This window comes from Buttiauxella gaviniae ATCC 51604 (assembly GCF_001654835.1).
GTDB classification, from domain to species: domain Bacteria; phylum Pseudomonadota; class Gammaproteobacteria; order Enterobacterales; family Enterobacteriaceae; genus Buttiauxella; species Buttiauxella gaviniae.
In genome coordinates, this window is the sequence record NZ_LXEP01000009.1 from 1 (window position 1) to 25350 (window position 25350).

General features: G+C 48.7%; 26 protein-coding genes, 1 pseudogene and 1 other annotated feature. Of the genes and pseudogenes, 13 read left to right on the forward strand and 14 right to left on the reverse strand.

Going from position 1 to position 25350, the window contains the following annotated elements:
- Nucleotides 1–259: hypothetical protein (locus M977_RS25690; protein WP_209438599.1), on the forward strand; the 259-nt coding region annotated here is incomplete at its 5' end.
- A gap of 1 nt (nucleotide 260) precedes the next feature.
- Here the strand turns inward: M977_RS25690 and clpB are convergent.
- The 3 genes from clpB to rluD all read right to left on the reverse strand — a co-directional run bounded on the left by clpB (nucleotide 261) and on the right by rluD (nucleotide 4673).
- Complete coding sequence (clpB, locus tag M977_RS06065) at nucleotides 261–2834, reverse strand: ATP-dependent chaperone ClpB (RefSeq protein ID WP_064513175.1); 2574 nt, start codon at nucleotides 2832–2834, stop codon at nucleotides 261–263.
- Nucleotides 2835–2964: 130 nt separating this feature from the next.
- The gene (gene yfiH, locus M977_RS06070; RefSeq protein ID WP_064513177.1) at nucleotides 2965–3696 is read right to left on the reverse strand and encodes a purine nucleoside phosphorylase YfiH; all 732 of its coding nucleotides are present in this window, start codon (nucleotides 3694–3696) and stop codon (nucleotides 2965–2967) included.
- Entirely contained in the window at nucleotides 3693–4673 is a 981-nt protein-coding gene (gene rluD / locus M977_RS06075; protein ID WP_064513180.1) for a 23S rRNA pseudouridine(1911/1915/1917) synthase RluD, read from the reverse strand. Before rluD ends, yfiH begins: the two co-directional genes overlap by 4 nt.
- A 130-nt stretch (nucleotides 4674–4803) precedes the next feature.
- On the opposite strand from rluD, the gene bamD reads away from it, so the two are divergent.
- The 4 genes from bamD (at nucleotide 4804) to pheA (ending at nucleotide 7568) form a co-directional block, all read left to right on the forward strand.
- Nucleotides 4804–5541, forward strand: coding sequence for an outer membrane protein assembly factor BamD (gene bamD / locus M977_RS06080; RefSeq protein WP_064513183.1), 738 nt, complete (start codon nucleotides 4804–4806; stop codon nucleotides 5539–5541).
- A 272-nt stretch (nucleotides 5542–5813) separates the two neighbouring features.
- Entirely contained in the window at nucleotides 5814–6152 is a 339-nt protein-coding gene (raiA, locus tag M977_RS06085; RefSeq protein ID WP_064513185.1) for a ribosome-associated translation inhibitor RaiA, read from the forward strand.
- Nucleotides 6153–6258: 106 nt separating this feature from the next.
- Nucleotides 6259–6386: a sequence feature (Phe leader region), on the forward strand.
- Nucleotides 6260–6307: a pheA operon leader peptide PheL gene (gene pheL, locus M977_RS25695; protein WP_193216298.1), complete on the forward strand. Its 48-nt coding sequence runs from the start codon at nucleotides 6260–6262 to the stop codon at nucleotides 6305–6307. It overlaps the preceding feature by 48 nt.
- A gap of 21 nt (nucleotides 6387–6407) precedes the next feature.
- Complete coding sequence (gene pheA, locus M977_RS06090) at nucleotides 6408–7568, forward strand: bifunctional chorismate mutase/prephenate dehydratase (RefSeq protein WP_064513192.1); 1161 nt, start codon at nucleotides 6408–6410, stop codon at nucleotides 7566–7568.
- Between the two features lie 32 nt (nucleotides 7569–7600).
- On the opposite strand, the gene M977_RS06095 is transcribed toward pheA, so the two are convergent.
- The 3 genes from M977_RS06095 to aroF form a co-directional block, all read right to left on the reverse strand.
- Nucleotides 7601–8473 (reverse strand): SMP-30/gluconolactonase/LRE family protein, encoded by an 873-nt coding sequence (locus tag M977_RS06095; protein WP_064513194.1) that lies wholly within the window; start codon nucleotides 8471–8473, stop codon nucleotides 7601–7603.
- A gap of 76 nt (nucleotides 8474–8549) precedes the next feature.
- Nucleotides 8550–9671: a bifunctional chorismate mutase/prephenate dehydrogenase gene (tyrA, locus tag M977_RS06100; protein WP_064513196.1), complete on the reverse strand. Its 1122-nt coding sequence runs from the start codon at nucleotides 9669–9671 to the stop codon at nucleotides 8550–8552.
- A gap of 11 nt (nucleotides 9672–9682) precedes the next feature.
- On the reverse strand, nucleotides 9683–10753 hold the full coding sequence (gene aroF / locus M977_RS06105) for a 3-deoxy-7-phosphoheptulonate synthase AroF (RefSeq protein WP_064513198.1): 1071 nt from the start codon (nucleotides 10751–10753) through the stop codon (nucleotides 9683–9685).
- A gap of 253 nt (nucleotides 10754–11006) precedes the next feature.
- Here aroF and M977_RS06110 point away from each other — a divergent pair, with 253 nt between their 5' ends.
- A complete protein-coding gene (locus tag M977_RS06110; RefSeq protein ID WP_083962909.1) occupies nucleotides 11007–11393 on the forward strand; it encodes a DUF2799 domain-containing protein in 387 nt (128 codons plus the stop codon).
- Between the two features lie 57 nt (nucleotides 11394–11450).
- Here the strand turns inward: M977_RS06110 and rplS are convergent, their stop codons facing one another.
- From rplS to ffh, 5 genes and pseudogenes are all read right to left on the reverse strand, one after another.
- Nucleotides 11451–11801 carry a 50S ribosomal protein L19 gene (rplS, locus tag M977_RS06115; protein ID WP_064513203.1) on the reverse strand — a complete coding sequence of 117 codons (351 nt, stop codon included), beginning with the start codon at nucleotides 11799–11801 and terminating at the stop codon, nucleotides 11451–11453.
- A gap of 40 nt (nucleotides 11802–11841) precedes the next feature.
- Nucleotides 11842–12610: pseudogene (gene trmD / locus M977_RS06120) on the reverse strand (tRNA (guanosine(37)-N1)-methyltransferase TrmD).
- A 45-nt stretch (nucleotides 12611–12655) separates the two neighbouring features.
- Entirely contained in the window at nucleotides 12656–13204 is a 549-nt protein-coding gene (gene rimM, locus M977_RS06125) for a ribosome maturation factor RimM (RefSeq protein ID WP_064513207.1), read from the reverse strand.
- Between the two features lie 18 nt (nucleotides 13205–13222).
- Nucleotides 13223–13471: a 30S ribosomal protein S16 gene (rpsP, locus tag M977_RS06130; protein ID WP_064513208.1), complete on the reverse strand. Its 249-nt coding sequence runs from the start codon at nucleotides 13469–13471 to the stop codon at nucleotides 13223–13225.
- A 113-nt stretch (nucleotides 13472–13584) separates the two neighbouring features.
- On the reverse strand, nucleotides 13585–14946 hold the full coding sequence (gene ffh / locus M977_RS06135; protein WP_064513209.1) for a signal recognition particle protein: 1362 nt from the start codon (nucleotides 14944–14946) through the stop codon (nucleotides 13585–13587).
- Between the two features lie 296 nt (nucleotides 14947–15242).
- On the opposite strand from ffh, the gene M977_RS06140 reads away from it, so the two are divergent.
- Entirely contained in the window at nucleotides 15243–16031 is a 789-nt protein-coding gene (locus M977_RS06140) for a cytochrome C assembly family protein (protein ID WP_064513211.1), read from the forward strand.
- Nucleotides 16032–16057: 26 nt separating this feature from the next.
- Nucleotides 16058–17347 carry an HlyC/CorC family transporter gene (locus tag M977_RS06145; protein WP_064513214.1) on the forward strand — a complete coding sequence of 430 codons (1290 nt, stop codon included), beginning with the start codon at nucleotides 16058–16060 and terminating at the stop codon, nucleotides 17345–17347.
- Nucleotides 17348–17401: 54 nt separating this feature from the next.
- On the opposite strand, the gene grpE is transcribed toward M977_RS06145, so the two are convergent.
- A complete protein-coding gene (gene grpE, locus M977_RS06150) occupies nucleotides 17402–17986 on the reverse strand; it encodes a nucleotide exchange factor GrpE (protein ID WP_034459893.1) in 585 nt (194 codons plus the stop codon).
- A 129-nt stretch (nucleotides 17987–18115) separates the two neighbouring features.
- On the opposite strand from grpE, the gene nadK reads away from it, so the two are divergent.
- From nadK to bamE, 3 genes are all read left to right on the forward strand, one after another.
- Nucleotides 18116–18994: an NAD(+) kinase gene (gene nadK / locus M977_RS06155; protein ID WP_064513216.1), complete on the forward strand. Its 879-nt coding sequence runs from the start codon at nucleotides 18116–18118 to the stop codon at nucleotides 18992–18994.
- An 86-nt stretch (nucleotides 18995–19080) separates the two neighbouring features.
- Nucleotides 19081–20742 carry a DNA repair protein RecN gene (gene recN / locus M977_RS06160; protein WP_064513218.1) on the forward strand — a complete coding sequence of 554 codons (1662 nt, stop codon included), beginning with the start codon at nucleotides 19081–19083 and terminating at the stop codon, nucleotides 20740–20742.
- A gap of 223 nt (nucleotides 20743–20965) precedes the next feature.
- Entirely contained in the window at nucleotides 20966–21307 is a 342-nt protein-coding gene (gene bamE, locus M977_RS06165) for an outer membrane protein assembly factor BamE (RefSeq protein WP_034457332.1), read from the forward strand.
- Between the two features lie 36 nt (nucleotides 21308–21343).
- Here bamE and M977_RS06170 read toward each other — a convergent pair whose 3' ends face one another.
- A complete protein-coding gene (locus tag M977_RS06170; protein ID WP_064513220.1) occupies nucleotides 21344–21634 on the reverse strand; it encodes an RnfH family protein in 291 nt (96 codons plus the stop codon).
- Nucleotides 21624–22061: a type II toxin-antitoxin system RatA family toxin gene (locus M977_RS06175; RefSeq protein WP_034457334.1), complete on the reverse strand. Its 438-nt coding sequence runs from the start codon at nucleotides 22059–22061 to the stop codon at nucleotides 21624–21626. The genes M977_RS06170 and M977_RS06175 overlap by 11 nt, the downstream gene beginning before the upstream one ends.
- 154 nt (nucleotides 22062–22215) lie before the next feature.
- Between M977_RS06175 and smpB the strand changes: the two genes are divergently transcribed.
- Nucleotides 22216–22698, forward strand: a complete 483-nt coding sequence (smpB, locus tag M977_RS06180) for an SsrA-binding protein SmpB (RefSeq protein ID WP_064513222.1) — start codon at nucleotides 22216–22218, stop codon at nucleotides 22696–22698.
- Between the two features lie 781 nt (nucleotides 22699–23479).
- Nucleotides 23480–25350, forward strand: a 1871-nt coding sequence (locus M977_RS06185) for an Ig-like domain-containing protein (protein ID WP_064513224.1), incomplete at its 3' end; no start/stop codon positions are given.

Below are 25350 nucleotides of genomic sequence, written 5' to 3' on the forward strand. Positions count from 1 at the left end.
GGTGGCGTATAGTACGCTTTCCTCTTTCAGAGTCAAGCGTTTATTTTCGCTTTTCGTCTGGCTGACAAGCCGGTTTGTAAGTCGTTGTGCCGTGTCAGTGGAGGCGCAGTATAGGGATTTTCTGGAAGCTGACAAGTATAAAATTCAAAAAACTTATCGATCGATTGTTTTTCATTCAAAATACATATCAAGGGCTCACTATCGCCTGGTTTTTAAACAAAAACGAGCCCCTCAGGGCCCGTTTTTGTCTTTTCTGTGACTTACTGCACTGCCACAATATGATTATCTTTTACTGTCAGATGCACTGTTTTACCAGGAATCAGCTCCCCAGAGAGGATTTGCTGAGCCAGCGGGTTCTCTATTTGCTGCTGGATAGCGCGTTTCAACGGTCTTGCACCATATACTGGGTCGTAACCATTCTCGCTAAGCAGCTTCAACGCATCCTCAGAGATAGTGACTTCATAGCCACGCTCTTCAAGGCGTTTATACAAACGCTGCAACTGAATCTGCGCAATAGAAGCAATGTGTTGTTCACCTAATGGGTGGAATACCACGACTTCATCTATACGGTTGACGAACTCCGGGCGGAAGTTCTGACTAACAACACCAAGAATCAGATCCTTCATATGACTGTAGTCCAACTCGCCGAAGCGCTCCTGAATTAAGTCAGAACCCAGGTTAGACGTCATAATCACTACCGTATTACGGAAGTCGACCGTTCTACCCTGCCCGTCAGTCAAGCGCCCATCATCCAACACCTGCAATAAGATGTTGAACACATCCGGGTGTGCCTTCTCAACTTCATCCAACAGAATGACAGAGTAAGGACGACGACGAACCGCTTCCGTCAGATAACCGCCCTCTTCGTAACCAACATACCCTGGAGGCGCACCGACCAAACGAGAGACCGAGTGTTTTTCCATAAACTCGGACATATCGATACGCACCATTGCGTCATCGCTATCAAACATAAAGTTTGCCAGCGTTTTGCACAGCTCAGTTTTACCCACACCGGTTGGCCCAAGGAACAGGAACGAACCAATCGGACGATTTGGGTCAGACAAACCAGCACGGCTACGACGAATTGCGTTTGATACGGCTTCAACAGCTTCATTCTGCCCGATAACACGAGTATGAAGTTGTTGCTCCATTCTCAGCAGTTTGTCTCGTTCACCTTCCAGCATTCGAGCAACAGGGATCCCAGTCCAGCGTGCCAGCACTTCCGCAATTTCTGCGTCAGTCACTTTGTTACGCAGCAGCCGCATGGTTTTGCCTTCACTCTGAGTTGCCGCCGCGAGCTGTTTCTCAAGCTCTGGAATCTTCCCGTACTGCAATTCAGACATACGTGCCAGATCGCCTACGCGACGAGCCTGCTCAATGGCAATTTTTGCCTGCTCCAGTTCCGCTTTAATCGTCTGCTCACCAGAAAGTGAAGCTTTCTCAGCTTTCCACTCTTCTTCCAGCACTGAATATTCACGCTCTTTCTGCCCTAATTCTTCCTCAAGCATACTCAAACGTTTTTGGCTCGCTTCGTCAGACTCTTTCTTCAATGCTTGCTGTTCCAGTTTTAGCTGGATGATACGGCGATCAAGTCGGTCTAACTCTTCTGGCTTCGAGTCAATCTGCATACGAATACTGGAAGCCGCTTCATCGATAAGGTCGATGGCTTTATCCGGCAACTGACGATCGGCAATATATCGATGCGATAGAGTCGCGGCCGCAACAATGGCCGGGTCAGTAATCTGCACATGATGGTGCAGTTCGTAACGCTCTTTCAGCCCGCGCAAAATTGCGATGGTGTCTTCAACAGAAGGTTCAGCAACGAAAACTTTCTGGAAACGACGCTCAAGCGCGGCATCCTTTTCTATATACTGACGATATTCATCAAGTGTTGTCGCGCCGACGCAGTGCAACTCACCGCGAGCCAGTGCAGGCTTAAGCATGTTACCGGCATCCATTGCACCATCGGCTTTACCTGCGCCAACCATCGTGTGCAACTCGTCAATAAATAGAATGACGTTACCTTCCTGTTTAGAAAGGTCGTTCAGCACACCTTTAAGACGTTCTTCAAATTCACCACGATATTTCGCGCCCGCCACCAGCGAACCCATATCCAGCGCCAGTACGCGACGCCCTTTCAACCCTTCAGGTACTTCACCGTTAATAATGCGCTGCGCCAAGCCTTCAACTATGGCTGTTTTACCAACGCCTGGTTCACCGATGAGTACCGGGTTGTTTTTGGTACGCCGTTGCAATACTTGAATAGTGCGGCGAATTTCTTCATCACGGCCAATCACTGGATCAAGCTTGCCCTGTTCTGCACGCTCAGTCAGATCGACGGTATATTTTTTCAATGCCTGACGTTGGTCTTCGGCACCCTGATCATTCACGTTTTCGCCTCCACGCATTTGTTCAATTGCTGCTGTCACATTTGCCGTGGTAGCACCTGCTGATTTCAATAAATCAGTTAATGTTCCGCGCGATTCAAGTGCTGCCAGAACAAATAACTCAGATGAAATGAAGTTGTCATTTCGTTTTTGCGCCAGTTTGTCACACAGGTTTAATGCACGGACTAAATCCTGCGAAGGCTGGACATCACCGCCCGTTCCTTCAACTTGTGGTAAACGGCTTAAAGCTTGCTCTATATCCGTACGTAACTTGCCAGCATTAACGCCAGCAGAGGTCAGTAACGGACGCACAGATCCGCCTTCCTGATTGAGCAGTGCGCTCATCAAGTGAAGGGGTTCGATAAATTGGTTGTCTTGCCCGAGAGCTAAGGATTGGGCATCAGCAAGAGCAAGCTGGAATTTATTAGTAAGACGATCCAGACGCATAACTCCTCCCATATACAGGTCAAATTTGCTACTGGAGATTAAATGAGGTCATCCCTCAATTATTCAAGGTTAATGACCTGAAATATTTGGAGCGTTAGTTACCCGCACTGGATCGTCTTGATTCGATAGGTTATATCAGCCAAATGAAACTTGCCATACGGCCTGTGGTTCTGTCGCGTCGATATGAGAAAAAATCACCCGCTTCGCTGTAAGTGCAACGGTCACCACCATAAATATGGTTAATGCCCGCGGCAGACAAGCGTTGGCGTGCCAACGTGTAGATATCAGCGATGTATTTTTCCCCTGATGGGCGAAATGCGCTATCAGCCTGAAGATCTTTAGCCATAAACGCTTCACGCACTTCAGGGCCGACTTCAAATGCTTCAGGGCCGATAGCTGGGCCAAGCCATGCGATGATATTTTCTGGCGCATCTTTAAAACAGGCGATGGTTTCTTCAAGCACACCCTCGCACAAACCACGCCATCCCGCATGAGCAGCAGCAACCTCAGTTCCTGCCTTATTACAGAATAGCACTGGCAAACAATCTGCAGTCATTACTGCACAAACGGTGCCCGGTGTTGAACTGTAAGAAGCATCAGCGCGCTTAGACAAATATGGCCCGCCCGTGAGTTTCAACACTTCTTTGCCGTGTACCTGCTCTAACCAAACAGGTTTTGAGGGCAACAACGCAGCAGCGTAAAAAAGACGGCGGTTTTCTTCGACATCATCCAGGTTATCACCGCAGTGAGCTCCCAGATTAAGCGAATCGTAAGGCGGTTGACTCACACCGCCAATACGTGTCGAACTGCAAGCAGCCACTCCTTCAGGAAGCGGCCACTGCGGGACGATCAATTTGCTCATAGCCAGTCCAATTGATCCTTATGGATTTCTGTATCAGCACGTAATGCTTCAATCAGCTCAACCATATCCTGAGGAATCGGCGCATGCCACTCCATCAACATACCGCTAATCGGATGGTGAAGACGTAACATGGTTGCATGAAGAGCCTGGCGGTCAAACTTACGCAGCACGCTAACAAACTCTTCCGACGCACCTTTTGGTGGGCGTGGACGGCCACCGTAAAGCTGATCGCCAACTAATGGATGAGTGATATGCGCCATGTGCACACGAATCTGGTGAGTACGACCTGTTTCCAGACGCAGACGCAGACGCGTGTGTACGCGGAAATGTTCCATGATTCGGTAATGCGTAACAGCTGGCTTACCCATAGGATGCACAGCCATATGGGTGCGCTTGGTAGAGTGGCGGCTGATTGGCTCGTCTACCGTGCCACCCGCAGTCATATGACCAATCGCAACTGCTTCATATTCACGCGTGATTTCACGTAATTGCAAAGCCTCAACCAGGTGAGTTTGCGCAGGAACAGTTTTCGCAACGACCATCAAACCCGTCGTGTCTTTATCCAGACGATGCACGATACCTGCACGCGGTACATCAGCAATCGGTGGGTAGTAATGCAATAGTGCATTCAGGACGGTCCCATCAGGGTTACCCGCACCAGGATGCACAACGAAATCACGCGGTTTGTTAATCACCAGAATATCGTCATCTTCATAGACGATATTGAGCGGGATATCTTGTGGTTCCCAGCGCGCATCCTCTTCGATTTCAGCGTTGATAGTGACGCTTTCGCCACCCAACACTTTCTCTTTCGGTTTGTCGCTGATATTGCCATTGACCAGCACGCGCTGATCAAGAATCCATTCTTTTATACGCGAACGTGAATAATCCGGGAACAATTCGGCCAAAGCTTGATCTAAGCGTTGACCGAGTTGAGATTCGGACACAGTTGCGGTGAGTTGTACTAGTTGTGCCATAGACAGCTTCTTCGTTAACGTTGGGTTTTACGGCAATGCCGTTTAATATAGTGTGCTATTGTAGCTGGTCTTTATCGGGAGCTGGTACTGCGAGCCTCCCGGATAACATTCTGAGGAAAGTCAAAACGTCATGACGCGTATGAAATATCTGGTGGCAGCAGCCACGTTGAGCCTGGCTTTGGCTGGTTGCTCCAGTTCCAAGGATGAGGTTCCTGATAATCCACCTTCTGAGATCTATGCGACTGCGCAGCAAAAGTTGCAGGACGGTAACTTTAAAGCGGCGATAACGCAACTGGAAGCGCTGGATAACCGTTATCCGTTCGGGCCTTACTCGCAGCAAGTGCAGTTAGATCTTATCTATGCTTACTATAAGAACGCTGATTTGCCATTGGCTCAGGCAGCGATTGACCGCTTTATGCGCCTTAATCCTACCCATCCAAACATTGACTACGTACTTTACATGCGCGGTCTGACGGATATGGCGTTAGATGATAGCGCATTACAAGGTTTCTTTGGCGTAGATCGTTCAGACCGGGATCCGGCGCATGCGCGCGATGCGTTCAGAGATTTCTCTAAGCTGGTTCGCGGTTATCCGAACAGCCAGTATGTCACCGATGCCACCAAGCGTCTGGTGTTCCTGAAAGATCGTTTAGCGAAATATGAGCTTTCAGTGGCGCAATACTACACTAAACGCGGCGCGTGGGTTGCAGTAGTTAACCGTGTCGAAGGAATGTTGCGTGATTTCCCTGATACTCAGGCCACTCGCGATGGTCTGAAATTGATGGAAAATGCTTACCGTGAAATGCAAATGCCAGCCCAGGCTGACAAAGTTGCAAAAATTATTGCGGCAAATAGCAGCAACACCTGATTCACCAATTTATCAAAACAAAATGGCAGCCATATGGCTGCCATTTTTATTGCCCGAAATACGTAAACTGAAACGGTTTAGCGTCGGGTCATCCAATCAAATATGGACGCTATTTCTCACTTCCACAAGCTTTAAAAACAGAGATCCTGTCCTGCCTCACAAAAAGGGTTTACTGACAAAAAGTGACAAAATAATGTGATTTGCATCACACATTTTGACATTCAGAAAGGTATGCTGGAGTTACCAAGACGGGAATGACAAGAGGTAACTTTATGACAATGAACATTACCAGCAAGCAAATGGAAATCACCCCAGCTATTCGTCAGCACGTCGCAGACCGTCTAACTAAACTGGACAAGTGGCAAACACATTTAATTAACCCACACATTGTTTTGTCCAAAGAGCCGAAAGGTTTCGTGGCAGATGCCACCATTAATACGCCAAATGGCCAGCTCGTAGCGAGCGCCAAACACGATGATATGTATACGGCTATCAACGATTTGATCAACAAACTGGAGCGGCAGTTGAATAAAGTGCAACACAAGGGTGAAGCGCGTCGCACAGCAGGTTCAGTGAAAGACGTTGCTATCGCGGAAGTTGAAGAAGAGTAATCAATTTAGCCTTATCAACCATAACAACGCGCCTCCGGGCGCGTTTTTTATTGACAGAGCGAAAACAGACCGGGTACCTTACTTGTCTGACTTATCAGGAACCAACCATGAAACTATTTCCGTTTTTCTTCGCATTCTTTTTTACCTTCCCCTGAATGGGAGGCAATTCGTCGTGTGATAAAGAATGCGAAGACGAACAAACAAGCCTCCCGAAACCCGGGAGGCTTTTTTTATGGAATTCGAAAAGGTAGCGATATGAGTGAGACAAACCCATTGCTGGCACTGCGCGATAAAATTAGCGCCCTGGATGTAAAACTGCTGGCATTGCTGGCGGAGCGTCGCTTATTAGCTGTAGAAGTAGGCAAAGCTAAACTTGCCACTCACCGCCCGGTGCGCGATATAGACCGCGAGCGAGATTTACTGGAGCGCCTGATTGCACTGGGTAAAACCCATAATCTGGATGCTCATTACATAACCCGCCTGTTCCAGCTCATTATTGAAGACTCCGTCCTGACCCAGCAAACGTTATTGCAGCAGCACCTTAACAAAACGAATCCACAATCAGCACGAATTGCGTTCCTCGGCCCAAAAGGTTCTTACTCTCACCTTGCTGCTCGCCAGTATGCCGCCCGACACTTTGAACAATTTATTGAAAGCGGCTGTGCAAAGTTTCACGATATCTTTAATCAAGTCGAAACTGGTCAAGCAGATTACGCAGTCGTGCCGCTAGAGAACACCAGTTCTGGCGCAATCAACGATGTCTATGATTTGTTGCAGCACACCAGTTTATCCATCGTTGCCGAGATGACTGTGCCTATCGATCACTGCGTGTTGGTTAAAGGTACTACTGATTTAGACACTATCCACACTGTGTATAGCCATCCACAGCCTTTCCAGCAATGTAGCCAGTTCATCAATCGCTACCCAAACTGGAAAATTGAATATTGTGAGAGTACTTCTGCAGCGATGGAGAAGGTGACTCAGGCGAACTCACCTCATGTCGCGGCATTAGGTAGCGAAGCAGGTGGCGCGCTGTATGGCTTACAAGTTCTGGAACGTAACCTGGCAAATCAGACGCAAAACATTACACGTTTCATCGTCCTGGCTCGCAAAGCTGTTGAAGTGACTGACCAGGTTCCAGCGAAAACTACCCTGCTGATGGCAACAGGCCAGCAAGCCGGTGCGCTGGTAGAAGCACTTCTGGTTCTGCGTAATCACAATTTGATTATGACAAAACTGGAATCTCGCCCGATTAACGGTAACCCGTGGGAAGAGATGTTTTATCTGGATGTTCAGGCAAATCTGAACGATGAAGTAATGCATAAAGCCCTTCGCGAACTGGGCGAAATCACCCGCTCGATGAAAGTACTTGGCTGTTATCCAAGTGAGAACGTGGTACCTGTCGATCCGATGTAATACTGGCAGTAAGCCAGCGTTATGCTGGCTTACTAAATCTGTTTAAATTTAAGTTTTGGCAGCCCTGCTACTGCGACTTCAAGCGTAAAAATCGCGCCAGAAAGCGGCCTTTCCGCGACTTCAGTATCATCCATATTTTCTCGCGTGGTCGTGATGAACAATGTTTTCATATCATCGCCACCAAAACAGACCATCGTAGGGCAACGTACTGGCAACTCATACTCTTCCAGTACATCTCCCGTTGGCGACAAGCGTGCAATACGGTAGCCATCAAATAGCGCGGTCCAGTAATAACCCTCTTCGTCAATTGCGGCGCCGTCAGGAATCCCCTGCCCCAGCTCAAAATGTTTAAACACTTCACGCTTGCCTGGTTCACCTTGTTTATCTAGCGGAGTTCTGTAGATCACACGGTTCGGTGTGTCCGATGTGAACATCCATTTTTTGTCGGCACTAAACGCCAGACCATTGGCACCATGAATATCATGCTGAATAACATGCGGAGTCAGATCGTTATCCACACGGCACAACAATGCCCCGTTGTAATCTCCCGGTCCCCAAAATGTTCCGGCATAAAAGCGTCCATCTCTATCCGTTCCACCATCATTAAAACGAGCTAATGCAGGGTTATTGGGGTTGTCACACACTTTACGAGTGATAAGCCCTGTGCGGTTGGTCAGATAAATTCCGCTGCGCAGCGCGACAATAAAGCCGCCCGTTTCACATAATGCAAAACATCCAACTTCTTCGGAAAACTGAATCACATCGTGTTTTTTACTTTCAATGTTGTAGCGATGCATTTCGTTTTCGAGAATATCTGTCCAGTAGAGGCAGTTTTCCTCAGCACTCCAGGTTGGGCATTCAGGTAAGTGACCGATGTAATCGAACAGAACTTGCGGCTGAGCCATTTTTCTATCCTTAATTGCCAATAAAAAAAGCCATTAGGTTTCCCTGATGGCTTTAGATTATAAGACTATTTTGCGATTACGGTCGGCTATCATTTGCCTGGCGTAATAAAGTACGACTTTCGCTCTGGAAGCGCTGTGCGTAATCACCAAACCAGTGTTCAACCTTACGGAAGCTGTCGATGAACGCTTGCTTATCACCATGCTCCAGCAGGCCAATCGCCTCACCAAAACGTTTGTAGTAACGTTTGATCAGGTCCAGATTGCTTTCGGAAGACATAATAATGTCAGCATAAAGCTGCGGGTCCTGAGCGAATAAGCGCCCGACCATAGCCAGTTCCAGGCGATAAATCGGTGATGAAAGCGCCAGTAACTGTTCGAGCTGAACATTCTCTTCTGCCAGATGCAAGCCGTATGCAAAGGTTGCAAAGTGGCGCAGCGCCTGAATAAACGCCATGTTCTGATCGTGTTCAACTGCAGTGGAGCGATGTAAACGCGCGCCCCAAACTTGAATCTGTTCCAGGAACCACTGGTAAGCTTCTGGCTGGCGACCGTCACAATACACCACAACTTGCTTTGCCAGGCTGCCGCTATCCGGCCCAAACATTGGGTGCAAACCCAGAACAGGGCCCTGGTGCGCAGCCAGCATAGCCTGTAGAGGGCCATTTTTAACCGATGCCAGATCAACCAAAATACAGTCATCAGGCAAGCGTGGTAACTGAGCGATAACTTGTTCAGTGATATGAATCGGGACGCTGACAATCACCATGCCCGCATCAGCCATCAACTCTGGTGCTTTAGCCCAGTCTTCTTTTTCAAGGATTCGAACCTGGTAACCGGAAAGTGTGAGCATCTTTTCAAACAAGCGCCCCATTTGCCCACCACCACCGACGATAACAACCGGCCGCAAAGCAGGAAATAGCGTTTTAAAGCCTTTGTCATTCTCGCTTGAGTAAGACTCTCGCATTACGCGGCGCAGTACGTCTTCAATCAGATCAGGTGGAACACCTAACACTTCCGCTTCTTTGCGGCGTGAAGCCAGCATTGCCGCTTCACGCTCCGGGACATAAATCGGTAAACCGTACTGGCTTTTGACTTCGCCAACTTCCGCTACCAGTTCAAGGCGGCGTGCCAGTAGCCCCAGCAACGCCTTATCCACTTCGTCAATTTGATCGCGCAGCGCGGTCAATTCAGCCACCATAGTAAAACCTCTTATGCCTGACGCGCCGCAAGCGTACCGTTCAGATCCTGATGAATCTCGCGCAGTAAAGTCTCAGTGGTTTCCCAGTCAATACAAGCATCTGTTACAGAAACACCGTACTTCATCTCACTGCGTGGTTGCTCTGAAGATTGATTACCCTCGTGGATATTACTTTCAATCATCAGGCCAATAATCGAACGGTTGCCATCTTTAATTTGAGCTACAGCTGATTCAGCCACGCCCGGTTGGCGGCGGTAGTCTTTGTTTGAGTTGCCATGGCTGCAATCTATCATCAAGGCTGGGCGGAGTCCTGCCTGTTCCATCTCTTTTTCACACTGCGCGACATCTGCCGGGCTGTAATTCGGTGCTTTACCGCCACGTAAAATCACGTGGCCATCAGGGTTACCCTGAGTTTGCAGTAAGCAAACCTGGCCTGCCTGGTTAATACCGACAAAACGGTGTGGCATAGATGCAGCGCGCATTGCGTTAATTGCTGTGCCGAGGCTGCCATCAGTACCATTTTTGAAGCCAACCGGCATTGAAAGGCCAGAAGCCATTTCACGATGAGTCTGGGACTCAGTAGTACGCGCACCGATTGCCGACCAGCTGAACAGATCGCCTAAGTATTGTGGGCTATTTGGATCAAGCGCTTCGGTTGCCAGTGGCAGACCCATGCTCACCAACTCTACGAGCAATTGACGAGCAATTTTCAAACCGCCTTCGACATCAAACGAACCATCCATGTGCGGATCGTTAATCAGCCCTTTCCAGCCCACAGTAGTACGTGGCTTTTCAAAATAGACGCGCATCACGAGGTACAGACTATCGCTAACTTGTTCAGACAACGTTTTAAAACGACGAGCATATTCAATCGCGGTTTCTGGGTCGTGGATCGAGCAAGGTCCACACACCACCAACAGACGAGGATCACGGCCCGCGATAATGTTGGAAATCGTCTGACGGGACTGTTCAATCTGCGCTTCTTGGGCGGCAGTCAGCGGGAATTCCGCTTTCAGTTGATCCGGAGTGATAAGTATTTGTTCGTCAGAAATATGAACGTTGTTCAGCGCGTCTTTTTGCATGATGGCGATCCTGTTAGCTCGTTTGCGATAGTCGTTTCCTCAGTGAGGATGCGACTACATTACCAGCTTTAGTAAAGATTGCAATCCATATTACGTAAACAATTCGTTACAACACTAAAATAATTGCCGCTTAAAGCACGTAAATCAACAATGTTCGTAAACTTTATGATACACACATACATAAACACGCTTCTTTTTCGCGTAAACATGCATTCAATGAAATAGCCTCTATGCTCAAAGAATACTCTTTGAAATGGATATTCCCACCATGCGTTACATCGCCTTAATTCCGATCTTATTCCTGTCGGCCTGTTATGTTGATCCTTACACACATGCTCCCACCCCTGAGCCTACCGACTGGTATCAAGCCGGCTGGGACGATGCAATGTCCGGACAACCCATCAGAAGCAATCTGGTTATTTCACATATGCATAATGATGAGAATGTGGACCGTCAGGAATGGTTGAAGGGATATGCAGAAGGACAACAGAGAATTTGCGATCCGAAGTTCTTACTCATCCTTGGGCAAAGCGGAAAGTCATTTCCTGGCAGTTGTGAGAGCTTACCAGATGTTGCTGAGCGCCGAGCCCAATGGGAGAAAGGAAGCAATGAAGAGTTTCAGCGCTCATTTTTGCGCTAGACAAAAAAAGGGCTGCCAGATGGCAGCCCTTGATATGGATGTCGCGCTAGCGAAATCTTACTTAGTCAGACGCTCTTTAATACGAGCAGACTTACCAGTACGCTCACGCAGGTAGTACAGTTTAGCTTTACGAACGGCACCACGACGTTTAACAGCAATGCTGTCGATTACTGGGGAGTGAGTCTGGAATACACGCTCAACACCTTCGCCGTTGGAAATTTTACGAACAGTGAATGCAGAGTGCAGACCGCGGTTACGGATAGCGATAACCACGCCCTCAAATGCCTGCAGACGTTTTTTAGAACCTTCAACGACCCATACTTTCACTTCCACGGAATCACCCGGACGGAATGAAGGTACATCCTGTTTCATCTGTTCTTGTTCAATTTGCTTAATAATGTTGCTCATAATTTTGTCTCTTATCCTGGGTAAACTGATAATCGGGGGCTTACGCCATCCCATCATGTTTATGTTGCTGTATTTGCGTGTTCCCGTTGGAACTCCGCCAGCAACCTTGCTTGCTCTTCAGTCAGAGCCAGGTTTTCCAGAAGTTCAGGTCTTCTAAGCCAGGTACGGCCCAGCGACTGTTTCAGGCGCCACCGGCGAATCTGAGCATGGTTTCCCGACAGTAAAACTGGCGGAACCTCCATGCCTTCTAACACTTCAGGACGGGTATAGTGCGGGCAGTCCAACAATCCATCGACAAACGAATCTTCGATTGCTGATGACTGATGCCCCAAGACTCCCGGAATAAACCGAGAAACTGAGTCAATCAGCACCATTGCTGGTAATTCACCACCACTGAGAACGTAATCGCCAATTGACCATTCTTCATCAATTTCGGTTTGGATTACGCGCTCATCTATCCCTTCGTAACGACCACAAACCAGAATTAACTTCTCATTTGTTGCCAGTTCACTGACGCCTTCTTGATCAAGCTTGCGTCCCTGAGGTGACAGATAGATAACTTTAGCACCTTCCCCTGCCGCTGCTTTCGCTGCGTGGATGGCTTCCCGCAAAGGATTTACCATCATGAGCATACCCGGTCCGCCGCCGTAAGGACGATCGTCCACGGTACGGTGCCGGTCATAAGTGAAGTCACGTGGACTCCAGCTCTGGATGCTCAGCAGGCCATTTTTTACAGCCCGGCCAGTTACCCCGAAGTCGGTAATTGCGCGGAACATCTCTGGAAACAGGCTAACTACACCAATAAACACAAGCCAATCCCCATTACGCCGACTTTTACCGTTAATCCGGAGGTTTTAAAAACCAGGATCCCAATCTACTTCAATCGTTTGAGTAGCGAGATCGACTTTCTTGATAACCTGCCCATCGAGGAACGGAACCAGCCGCTCCTTGATACCGAACGCATCTTTCAGGTTTGCCTTAATGACGAGAACGTCATTTGAGCCGGTTTCCATCATGTCGATGACTTTACCGAGCTGATATCCTTCAGTAGTGACAACCTGGCAACCCATAAGGTCTTTCCAGTAGTAGTCACCCTCTTCGAGATGAGGCAATTGCGTTGAATCGACGACAATTTCGCAATTGGTCAGAAGATTCGCTGCATCCCGATCGTCAATACCTTTCAGCTTGATGACCAGATCCTGATTGTGGTGCTTCCAGCTTTCCAGCTGTACTTGCTGCCACTGACCCGCCTTCTGGATAAACCAGGGCTGATAGTCAAAAATGCTATCGGCGTCTTCGGTGGAGGAAAACACTCTGAGCCAACCACGAATCCCATAGCAGGAACCCATCTTGCCCAACACGATTGGGTTAACAGGAGCCTTTACAGCGAGTTGATTGCTCATCATGACCACCGTGACAGATTAAGCTGCTTTTTTTGCTGCTTTGATCAGCGCAGATACGCGATCAGAAACGGTTGCGCCTAAGCCAACCCAATGCTCGATACGATCCAGATCCAGGCGAGTTGCCTCGTCTTTTTCACCAGCGATAGGGTTGAAGAAACCAACGCGCTCGATGAAGCGACCGTTACGTGCATTACGGCTGTCAGTAACAACAACCTGGTAGAACGGACGCTTTTTAGCGCCGTGACGTGCTAAACGAATAGTTACCATAACATCCTCTTTAGTGAATAAAACATCGGGCCCCATCGAGGGATGGAGCCCGGTGTCATATTAAAAGCCCGAAAATTTTACTCATTTCGGCGCAAAATGCAATCTAAATGAGCTTAACGACCTGGGAAACCTGGTGGCATCATACCTTTCATGCCGCGCATCATTTTCGCCATTCCGCCTTTCTTCATCTTTTTCATCATGCGTTGCATGTCGTCGAACTGCTTGAGCAGACGGTTGACATCTTGCACCTGCATACCCGCACCCATCGCGATACGACGTTTACGTGAACCTTTGATAATCTCTGGCTGCGCACGTTCTTTGAGCGTCATGGAATTAATAATGGCTTCCATACGTACCAGGACTTTGTCATCCATTTGCGACTTAACGTTATCCGGCAATTGCCCCATTCCTGGCAATTTGCTCATCATACTCGCCATGCCGCCCATGTTTTTCATCTGCTTGAGCTGGTCAAGGAAATCGTTGAGATCAAACCCATCGCCCTTCTTCAGCTTGCTGGCTAATTTCTCAGCCTGAGCACGGTCAACTTTGCTCTCAATATCTTCGATAAGCGACAGAACATCGCCCATCCCCAGAATACGAGAGGCAATACGATCCGGGTGGAAAGGCTCCAGCGCTTCTGTTTTTTCGCCCACACCGAGGAATTTAATCGGCTTGCCGGTGATATGACGGATAGACAGCGCCGCACCGCCACGCGCATCACCGTCTACTTTCGTCAGTACGACGCCGGTCAGTGGCAATGCTTCGTTAAAGGCTTTAGCTGTATTTGCCGCATCCTGGCCGGTCATGGCATCGACAACAAACAGAGTTTCAACTGGGTTAATCGCAGCATGAACCTGTTTGATTTCGTCCATCATCGCTTCATCAACGTGCAAACGACCGGCGGTATCCACCAGCAGCACATCAAAGAATTTCAGCTTCGCTTCTTTCAGCGCCGCATTAACGATATCAACAGGCTTTTGGCCGACATCGGACGGGAAGAAATCGACACCGACTTGTTCAGCCAGCGTTTCCAACTGTTTGATCGCCGCAGGGCGATAAACGTCTGCAGAAACCACCAGCACTTTCTTTTTGTGCTTCTCGCGCAGGAACTTACCTAATTTCGCGACGCTTGTGGTTTTACCCGCACCTTGCAAACCCGCCATCAGCACAACGGCTGGCGGCTGTGCTGCAAGATTCAGGCTCGCATTCTCTTCGCCCATCGCTGCAACCAGTTCGGTGCGAACGATTTTGACGAACTCCTGACCCGGGGTCAGGCTCTTGTTAACTTCATGGCCAACCGCTTTTTCTTTTACACGGCTGATAAAGTCACGCACCACTGGCAGCGCAACGTCAGCTTCCAGCAATGCCATGCGCACTTCGCGCAGAGTTTCTTTTACATTCTCTTCAGTCAGCCGCCCGCGGCCGCTGATATTGCGCAATGAGCGCGACAGACGGTCAGTTAAATTATCAAACATTGTCTTTCGCCTAACGTGGTAACTTAGGGCCGCAGCTTGCGACACAAAACAGAATTTAGCGGATTATACCCTAAATAGTTCAAGTTGTGGCTAGGCGGCAAGGGAGCTTATCCCCAAGAGCTTACTAAAGTAAGTGACTGGGGTAAGTGAGTGCAGCCAACACCCCCATAACTTGAAGTATGACGGGTATATAACATGAAGCCGCCTTCGGTGTGATGTACGGTTAGATTTGGAGCAGGCGGCAGGTAACGTTATACTGCTTTTTTTCATCTCTGGCTAATTGACCGACACTTTATATGCCTGTTTTCGCAATCCTTGCGCTTGTAGCCTATTCCAGCAGCCTCGCGCTGATTATCCCCGCCCTGCTGACAAAAAACAGCGGATGGCGCCGTTTTGCCATTATATCAGCCGTTATTGCGCTGGTAAGCCACGGTCTGGCGCTTGAAGCGCGCATTTTTAACGCCGATGGAGGTCAGAACCTCAGCTTGCTTAACGTCGGCTCGCTTGTCAGTTTGATGATATGTACCGTTATGACAATTGTGGCATCGCGCAATCGCGGCTGGCTGCTGTTACCGATTGTTTACGCTTTTGCCTTAATCAATCTGGCGTTTGCCACCTTTATGCCTAACGAATTCATCACTCACCTGGAAGCGACGCCAGGAATGATGGTGCATATTGGCCTGTCGCTCTTTGCCTACGCTACGCTGATTATTGCTGCGCTTTACGCATTGCAGCTGGCCTGGATTGATTATCAGCTCAAAAATAAAAAACTCGCCTTCCGTGCTGAAATGCCGCCGTTGATGAGCATTGAGCGCAAAATGTTTCACATCACTCAAGTCGGTGTTGTTCTGCTGACGTTAACCCTTTGCACCGGCCTATTTTATCTGAAAAATCTTTTCAGCCTGGAAAACGTCGACAAAGCGGTATTGTCGATTCTCGCATGGTTTGTCTACATCGTTTTACTTTGGGGACACTATCATGAAGGTTGGAGAGGCCGCCGTGTGGTCTGGTTTAACGTCGCTGGTGCTGCAATTCTGACACTCGCCTATTTTGGTAGCCGCGTCCTGCAACAATTTGTCGGCTAATGTTGTCTTTTTAAAGGAACATCCTTTTGGAACAGATCTCAACGACTACGTTGATTGTCACATTGATCATCATGGTAGTCGTTTCAGCGTACTTCTCGGGCTCTGAAACCGGCATGATGACGCTTAACCGTTATAAGTTGCGTCATCTTGCCAAGCAAGGTAACCGCGCCGCTAAACGGGTGGAAAAACTGCTTCGCAAACCAGACCGCCTGATTAGCCTGGTACTCATTGGTAATAATCTGGTCAATATTCTGGCCTCAGCCATCGGCACCATCGTCGGCATGCGTTTATACGGCGATGCTGGTGTTGCTATCGCAACCGGTATCCTCACCTTCGTGGTTCTGGTCTTTGCTGAGGTACTGCCAAAAACTATCGCCGCGCTGTATCCAGAAAAAGTCGCCTTCCCGAGCAGCTTCCTGCTCGGCCCGCTGCAAATCCTGATGATGCCCCTGGTGTGGTTACTGAACATCATCACGCGTATGTTGATGCGCCTTATGGGTATCAAAAACGTCAGCACCGTCAGTAGCGCGCTAAACAAAGACGAATTACGTACCCTGGTGCATGAGTCCCATTCAAAAATATCTCGCCGCAACCAGGACATGCTGCTTTCCGTTTTGGATCTTGAAAAAATCAGTGTCGACGACATCATGGTGCCGCGTAATGAAATCGTCGGGATTGATATTAACGACGACTGGAAATCTATTGTTCGCCAGCTGACACACTCCCCGCACGGGCGCATCGTGCTTTACCGCGATACGCTGGATGATGCAATCAGCATGCTGCGCGTGCGTGAAGCCTACCGTTTAATGACGGAAAAGCAGGAGTTCACTAAAGAAACGCTGCTGCGCGCCTCAGATGAAATTTATTTCGTTCCTGAAGGCACGCCACTGAGCGTTCAGCTGGTAAAATTCCAGCGCAACAAGAAGAAAGTGGGCCTGGTCGTCGACGAATACGGTGATATTCAGGGGCTGGTGACGGTTGAGGATATTCTTGAAGAGATTGTCGGTGATTTCACCACGTCAATGTCGCCTACACTTGCCGAAGAAGTTACGCCACAAAACGATGGTTCCGTCATTATCGAAGGCAGCGCAAACGTCCGTGAAATCAACAAAGCCTTTAACTGGACGCTGCCGGAAGATGAAGCCCGGACGGTTAACGGCATGATCCTTGAAGAGCTACAAGAGATTCCGGCCATCGAAACACGGGTGCGGTTAAGCCACTACGACATTGATATTCTTGATGTTCAGGACAACATGATTAAACAAGTTCGAGTGACCCCGGTGACGCCACTGCGACAAAGTGTTGAACAGAAATAGAAACAAAAAAGCCAGCCTCGAAGGCTGGCTTTTTATTTAAAGCAATTGGGCGAATTACGCTTTTGCTTTAGCAACGGAAACCATTGCTGCACGCAGTGTGCGACCATTCAGGGTGTAACCCTTCTGCATCACCATCAGTACATGGTTTGGTGCTACATCTTCAGATTCAACCATCGCAATTGCCTGATGCACATCCGGGTTGAACGGCACGTTAGTTTCGCCAACCACATCCACACCAAATTTGCGCACCACATCCAGCATCGATTTCTGAGTTAATTCGATGCCTTCAATCATGGCGGCCAAATCAGTGTTGGACTTATCAGCCACTTCCAGAGCACGGTCAAGGCTGTCGATAACAGGCAGCAGTTCGTTGACGAATTTGTCTAAAGCGAACTTGTGCGCCTTTTCAATATCGAGTTCGGTGCGGCGACGGAGGTTTTCCATTTCCGCTTTGTTGCGTAACGCCAGGTCACGCTCGCGCTGCTGAACTTCTTCCAGTTGCGCTGTTAAATCGGCAATTTGTTCATCGCGCGGATCAACCACTTCGGCACCCTCTACGGCCTCGACTTCTTCGTGGCTTTCCATTGCAATTTCGTCCGAGACTTGCTCGTCTGGTGTTTTCTGATCTTTACTACTCATGAATTTCTCCGCGTTTTTAGCATTCATCTCGCTGGTTCGCTTATTATGGGGATCAGTTTCCTGGATTCAAGGGAACGTGACATATTGTCATAAATGACTGCATCTCTGCGTATAAGGACCATCGGCATAATGAACAAACATTTCAACTGCATTGGTATTGTCGGGCACCCTCGTCACCCCACAGCCCTCACCACGCATGAAATGCTGTATCGCTGGCTATGCACCAAGGGCTACGATGTCATTGTTGAGTCGCAAATTGCCCAGGAACTTAACCTCAAAAACGTGAAAACCGGCACATTGGCAGAAATTGGTCAGCAGGCCGATCTCGCCGTTGTGGTTGGTGGTGATGGCAATATGCTTGGCGCAGCCCGCGTTCTTGCTCGCTATGATATCAAAGTCATCGGCATTAACCGTGGCAACCTGGGTTTTCTTACTGACCTTGACCCGGATAACGCACAACAGCAACTGGCCGATGTCCTCGAAGGACATTACATCGCAGAACGCCGCTTTTTGTTGGAAGCCCAGGTTTGCCAGCAAGATACCCCGACCCGCCTGAGTACTGCGATTAACGAAGTGGTGCTTCACCCGGGTAAAGTGGCCCATATGATTGAATTCGAAGTTTATATCGATGAAGTCTTCGCGTTCTCACAGCGTTCCGACGGGTTAATTATCTCGACGCCAACCGGTTCTACAGCCTATTCGCTCTCTGCTGGCGGGCCAATTCTGACCCCATCGCTTGATGCCATTACGCTTGTGCCAATGTTCCCGCACACGCTTTCTGCCCGCCCGCTGGTTATCAACAGCAGCAGCACTATCCGCCTGCGGTTCTCGCACATGCGTAGCGACCTGGAAATCAGCTGTGACAGCCAGATTGCCCTACCGATTCAGGAAGGTGAAGATGTGCTAATTCGCCGTTGCGATTACCATCTCAATCTTATCCATCCAAAAGATTACAGTTATTTCAACACATTGAGTTCAAAACTGGGCTGGTCAAAAAAATTGTTCTAAAAAGTGGCCCCGGCCCTTTACTGTATATAAAACCAGTTTATACTGTATGAAAACACAGTCATGTCTTTTCATACAGGAAAGCTATTATGCTGGCACAACTCACCATCAGTAACTTCGCAATCGTTCGTGAACTGGAAATTGATTTTCACCACGGTATGACCGCCATTACCGGTGAGACGGGTGCTGGCAAATCTATCGCGATTGATGCCCTGGGGTTGTGTCTAGGCGGACGCGCTGAAGCAGACATGGTGCGCTGTGGTGCCAGCCGTGCCGACCTCTGCGCTCGTTTCTCCCTGAAAGATACCCCTGCAGCCCTGCGTTGGCTGGAAGAAAACCAGCTTGATGATGGGCGCGAGTGCTTATTGCGCCGTGTTATCAGCAGTGATGGTCGTTCACGCGGCTTTATTAACGGCACTGCCGTTCCCCTTTCGCAACTGCGTGACCTCGGCCAGATGCTGATTCAAATTCACGGTCAGCATGCGCACCAACTTTTGTTGAAACCTGAGCATCAAAAAAACCTGCTCGATGGTTATGCCGGGGAAACAGCCCTCTTGCAACAAATGGCAGAACGCTACCGCGAGTGGCATCAAAGCTGCCGAACTCTTGCACAGTATCAGCAACTTGCTCAGGAACGTGCATCACGTACTGAACTGCTGAATTACCAGCTAAAAGAACTCAATGAATTCTCACCTGTCGCAGGTGAATTCGAACAAATCGATGAAGAGTACAAACGGCTGGCAAACAGCGGGCAACTGATTTCCACCAGCCAACAAGCGCTGGCGATCCTTGCCGATGGTGAAGATAACAATCTGCAAAGCCAACTGTATACCGTGCGCCATCTGATGGAAGAATTAGCCGGAATGGACTCAAAACTATCTGGTGTATTGAATATGCTTGAAGAGGCTAACATTCAGATTTCAGAAGCCAGCGATGAGTTACGCCACTACTGTGACCGCCTGGATCTGGACCCAAACCGTTTGTATGAGCTGGAGCAACGCATCTCCAGGCAAATCTCGCTGGCACGCAAACACCACATTGCACCGGAAGAATTGCCGGCTTTCCACCAGCAACTCCTGGAAGAGTTGCAACAGCTCGACGAGCAGGCCAGCTCTCAGGACGAACTGATGCAAGCAGTGACTCTCCATCATCAGCAAGCACTGAGTATCGCGCATGAATTGCATCAACGCCGTGCACATTACGCTGCCGAGCTTTGCGAATTGATTACCGAAAGCATGCATTCGCTATCAATGCCACACGGCAAACTGGCTATCGACGTAGATTTTAACGAAAATCATCTAACCGCCGAAGGTGCAGACCGCATTGATTTCCGTGTAACGACTAACCCTGGCCAGCCATTACAACCACTGGCAAAAGTGGCCTCCGGTGGTGAGCTTTCACGTATTGCTCTGGCCATTCAGGTTATCACAGCGCGTAAAATGGAAACTCCGGCCTTAATCTTCGATGAAGTCGATGTCGGAATCAGCGGCCCAACCGCCGCAGTGGTAGGCAAATTACTCCGCCAGTTGGGCGAGTCCACGCAAGTCATGTGTGTAACCCACCTGCCACAGGTTGCCGGTTGTGGGCATCATCACTTCTTTGTCAGCAAAGAAACAGATGGTGAAATGACGGAAACTCATATGCAGCCGTTGGATAAACGCTCACGCCTGCAAGAGCTGGCTCGTTTGCTCGGTGGCAGCGAAGTCACACGCAATACACTTGCCAACGCAAAAGAGTTACTGGCAGCTTAACGGCTATTGTCGATACACATTATGCAGTGCACGATATCCATCGTTCAAAAAACAAGCACTTCGCTAGCATATTGTTAATTGAGCATGTTTTAAGCCAACTTTTTTGCCGAACCAGGGTCAGAGTTAAGCGCCTTAATGTTTTAAACTGCGTAAAGGTTTATTATCATCGGCATATTATGAATGAGCCATGTGCTGCTCGGGCCCGAAAAGGAATCAAATCACTATGCGCTGTAAAACGCTGACTGCTGCCGCAGCGGTTCTTCTTATGCTGACCGCAGGCTGTTCCACTCTGGAGCGAGTGGTTTACCGCCCCGACATTAACCAGGGGAACTACCTGACACAGAACGATGTGTCAAAGATTCGTACTGGCATGACTCAACAACAAGTTGCGTATGCTCTGGGTACACCAATGATGACCGATCCATTCGGTACAAGTACCTGGTTCTATGTTTTCCGCCAGCAACCGGGGCATGAAAATGTCACTCAGCAAACGCTGACGCTGACCTTCAACAGCAGCGGTGTGTTGACCAACATCGACAACAAGCCAAAGCTGGAAAAAGAATAACCAATAAAAAAGGTGCCAATCGGCACCTTTTTTTGGCTACTTCTGAGCAGTTTTTTCAGCTCTCTGGCGTCTGATCTCTTTCGGATCAGCGATCAGAGGTCGATAAATTTCCACCCTGTCGCCATCATTAACCGTATCGATGAGTTTTACCGGTCGGCTAAAAACGCCTACTTTGTTCTTTGCCAAATCGATATCCGTGCGCAGTTCGAGAATGCCCGATGCGGCAATAGCCTGTTCAACAGTGCTGCCTTGCGCCAGTCGTACCTTGAGCAAGTACTGCTTTTCCGGTAGCGCGTAAACGACTTCGACCTTAATTTCAGGCGACACTGTAGACCTCTTTGGCGCGAACGGTAAACGCCTGAACCATATTCCCCGCAAGTTCCTTGAAGATACGGCCAAACGCCAGTTCGATCAGTTTGTTAGTAAATTCAAAATCAAGCTGGAACTCGATACGGCATGCTTCAGCGCTCAGCGGCGTAAACTTCCAGCCCCCCATCAATGACTTGAATGGCCCATCGACAAGATGCATCAGAATGCTTTGATTGCTTGTAAGCGTATTGCGCGTAGTGAAGGTCTTGCTAATACCTGCCTTAGAAACATCTACCGCCGCCGTCATCTGATCATGCGACGCGTCAATCACCCGGCTGCCTGTGCAACCTGGTAAAAAATCTGGGTAAGATTTCACATCGTTCACTAATTGATACATCTGCTCCGCGCTGTAAGGCACTAGCGCAGTACGGGTAATCTGAGGCATAGCATTTCCTGAGAGTCACAAAACGGGCAAATAATAACATTTATCATCACGCAAAGAAAAACTCTTAGGCTAGAGCCGTGCTAAGATATGCCTTCATCCTCGCAGCGAAGCGGGGTGTATTTGAACTCCTGGATTACTTATACTGAGCAGCACTATGACAAAGAAAAAAGCATTCAAACCAGGTTCAGCCACCATTGCGCAAAACAAACGCGCCCGCCATGAATACTTTATCGAAGATGAGTTTGAAGCGGGCCTCGTGCTACAAGGCTGGGAAGTAAAATCGCTACGTGCAGGCAAAGCCAACATCGGTGACAGCTACGTCATTTTAGTCGATGGCGAAGCATTCCTGTTTGGCGCAAACTTTACCCCGTTAAACGTGGCATCAAGCCATGTTGTCTGTGACCCTACGCGTACCCGTAAACTCCTGCTTAACCAACGTGAGCTGGATAATCTTTACGGACGTATTAACCGAGATGGTTATACCGTTGTGGCGCTGTCGATGTACTGGAAAAACGCCTGGTGCAAAGTGAAAATCGGCGTCGCAAAAGGTAAAAAACAACACGACAAGCGTAATGACCTGAAAGACAAAGAGTGGGCGGTAGATAAAGCGCGCATTATGAAACACGCTGGTCGTTAAGCATCTCTTGCAGTGCTGGCTTTAGCTTTACAAGGCCAGCACTGAGAAACCTCATTAATGTTTTAACAAATAAACCCAAAACTGTATTCCCCTATTTAAAATTACTTCTGGAAAACAACTGTTATAAAAATAGATCCTCACCTTTATTAATTTCTGTGCTACCCAAATAAAACCGCTGGGTCCATTTAATATTTGCGCTTCAATTTGATAAATATACCTGCTCTGCCTCACAGTTATCATAATTCATTTCTATTTCAACAAAATAACCGCATCGTTTATCTACACGCCAATAACCACAATAAACAAAGTGTTAAAATCTGATGATAAATGAAGAACAGCACAGAATCGCAAAGTACAAGAAACAGAAATTAAACAAATGAAATCAATGCATTACAGACAACATCACTCGTTATGATTATCAGTAAAACTCATGCGCCTATAACTTTTTTTCAATGAAAAAATTTATTAACAATCTCTAAAACATTGCTTTAGTACGGCTTAATTTGCGTTTTCATTCAATCCTGTCTATATCTTCATTAACCCTGAATTGAAATGATACATAAGTATGAATCTCAAATTTATATGAGTTAACGCCCTGTCAGACACAACATTTATCAATTATCAATAATGTTAGTCGTTAATATTCTGACGGCGGGACTCGTTTGATTAAAATTTCATACTTTAGTGAGATCATTTTAACACTTCGTTCCGGGGGAAATTATTCGTATGCATAAGCAAAGCTTAAGGCTGCCCCAGTTTCACACAGAATGGAGTGATAACAATGCGTTCAATATCAATCATCTCAAAGCTAACGGGCGTAACGAATAATGTAGAAGCGTCTGAAATTACGCTGAGCTCTCCATCAATCGTTGAACTTAAAGCCGAACGTTCTGATATCGCCAGTATCGTTCGCACCAACAACGATATGATTATTACTCTGCATGACGGCGAAGTGATTACTGTTAAAAATTTCTACGCTTACGCCGATCAAGGTGGCAACCAACTGGTGCTAGAAGACAACCATGGTGCTTTGTGGTGGGTACAGGATACAGACTCTGCTTTTCACTTCGAACATATCAACAATATCGATGAACTCATGGCAGCCACAGGTGCAGAAAACCACGGTGGAGCTGCCATTTGGCCATGGGTTTTAGGTGGCGTCGCTGTTGCGGGCGGTATTGCTCTTGCTGCGGGTGGAGGGGGCGGTGGCGGAGGTGATGGAGATAATGATAATGGCAATTCCAATGGCGGTCCGGGCAATCCAAGCCCACCACCTCCAGCCAATGACGTCACACCACCGGATGCACCTACCAATCTGAGTATTTCGGCTGACGGTAAAACACTCACCGGCAACGCAGAACCAGGTAGCGCGGTAACCATTACCGATAGCAACGGTCAGGTTATCGGCACCGGCACAGCGGGCAACGATGGAAGTTTCACCATTCCACTCACCACCCCACAAATTAGCGGTGAAGAACTCACCGCGCATGCCACCGATCCGTCCGGCAATACGGGTCCTGATGGCACTGTTATTGCGCCGAACATCCCACTACCCGATGCTCCAACACTCACCAGTGTGGTTGATGACGTTGCGCCAGTAACAGGTACCGTACCGAATAATTCGCCACTCGCACCGACCAACGATAATACTCCGACGCTGCGAGGCACAGGCCAGGCGGGGACAACCATCCATATTTACGACAACGGTCAAGAAATTGGCACTACAGTCGTCGCTGCCAACGGTAGCTGGTCCTTCACGCCAACCAAAGCACTTGCTGATGGCTCTCACTCATTTAGTGTCACCGCCATTAATGCCAAAGGTGAAAGTGAACCTTCGGGAAGTTACACGATAACTATCGATACCGTTGCCCCGGAAGCACCCGAACTCGCGCAACTGCAAGATAATGCTGGAAAGATTACAGGTGTTATTAGTAATAGTGAGCCGACCGATGAAAACCAGCCGGGGATCCACGGTAAAGGCGAGCCAGGCGATAAAGTCACCATCTTTGATAATGGCGAGCAGATCGTTCAGGTCACCGTTGATGGTAATGGCAACTGGACCTTCACCCCTTCCCAGCCGCTTACCGACGGCCCCCACACCATTACGTTGATTCAAACCGATGCGGCAGGGAACATCAGTAGTACCACAACCAGCCCGACGTTTACTGTCGACCACACGCCTCCCTCTGTCCCCACTGACTTACGGGTTTCCGATGATGGGCTGCATGTCACCGGCATGGCCGAGCCTGGCAGCACCGTCACAGTCAACGACAGTAACGGCAACCCGCTGGGCAACGGACAAGCCGGAGATGACGGCAGCTTTAGCGTCACTATAACTCCCGCGCAAACCAACGGCGAAACGCTGGAAGTCACCGCAACAGATAAAGCCGGTAACACCGGGCCAGAAGCGCCGGTTGATGCCCCCGACTCCACACCACCCGACGCACCGGTCATTTTGAATGCCGACGATAATGTCGGTGATCTCCAGCAGCCGGTACTCAGCGGCGGTATTACTGACGACACGACCCCCACCTTCCACGGAACGGGTGTCGATGGCGATATCATCAAGCTCTACAACGGTAGCACTTTACTTGGCGTCACAACCGTTTCGGGCGGAGTCTGGAGCATCACCCCAACCGCTGCCCTGCCAAG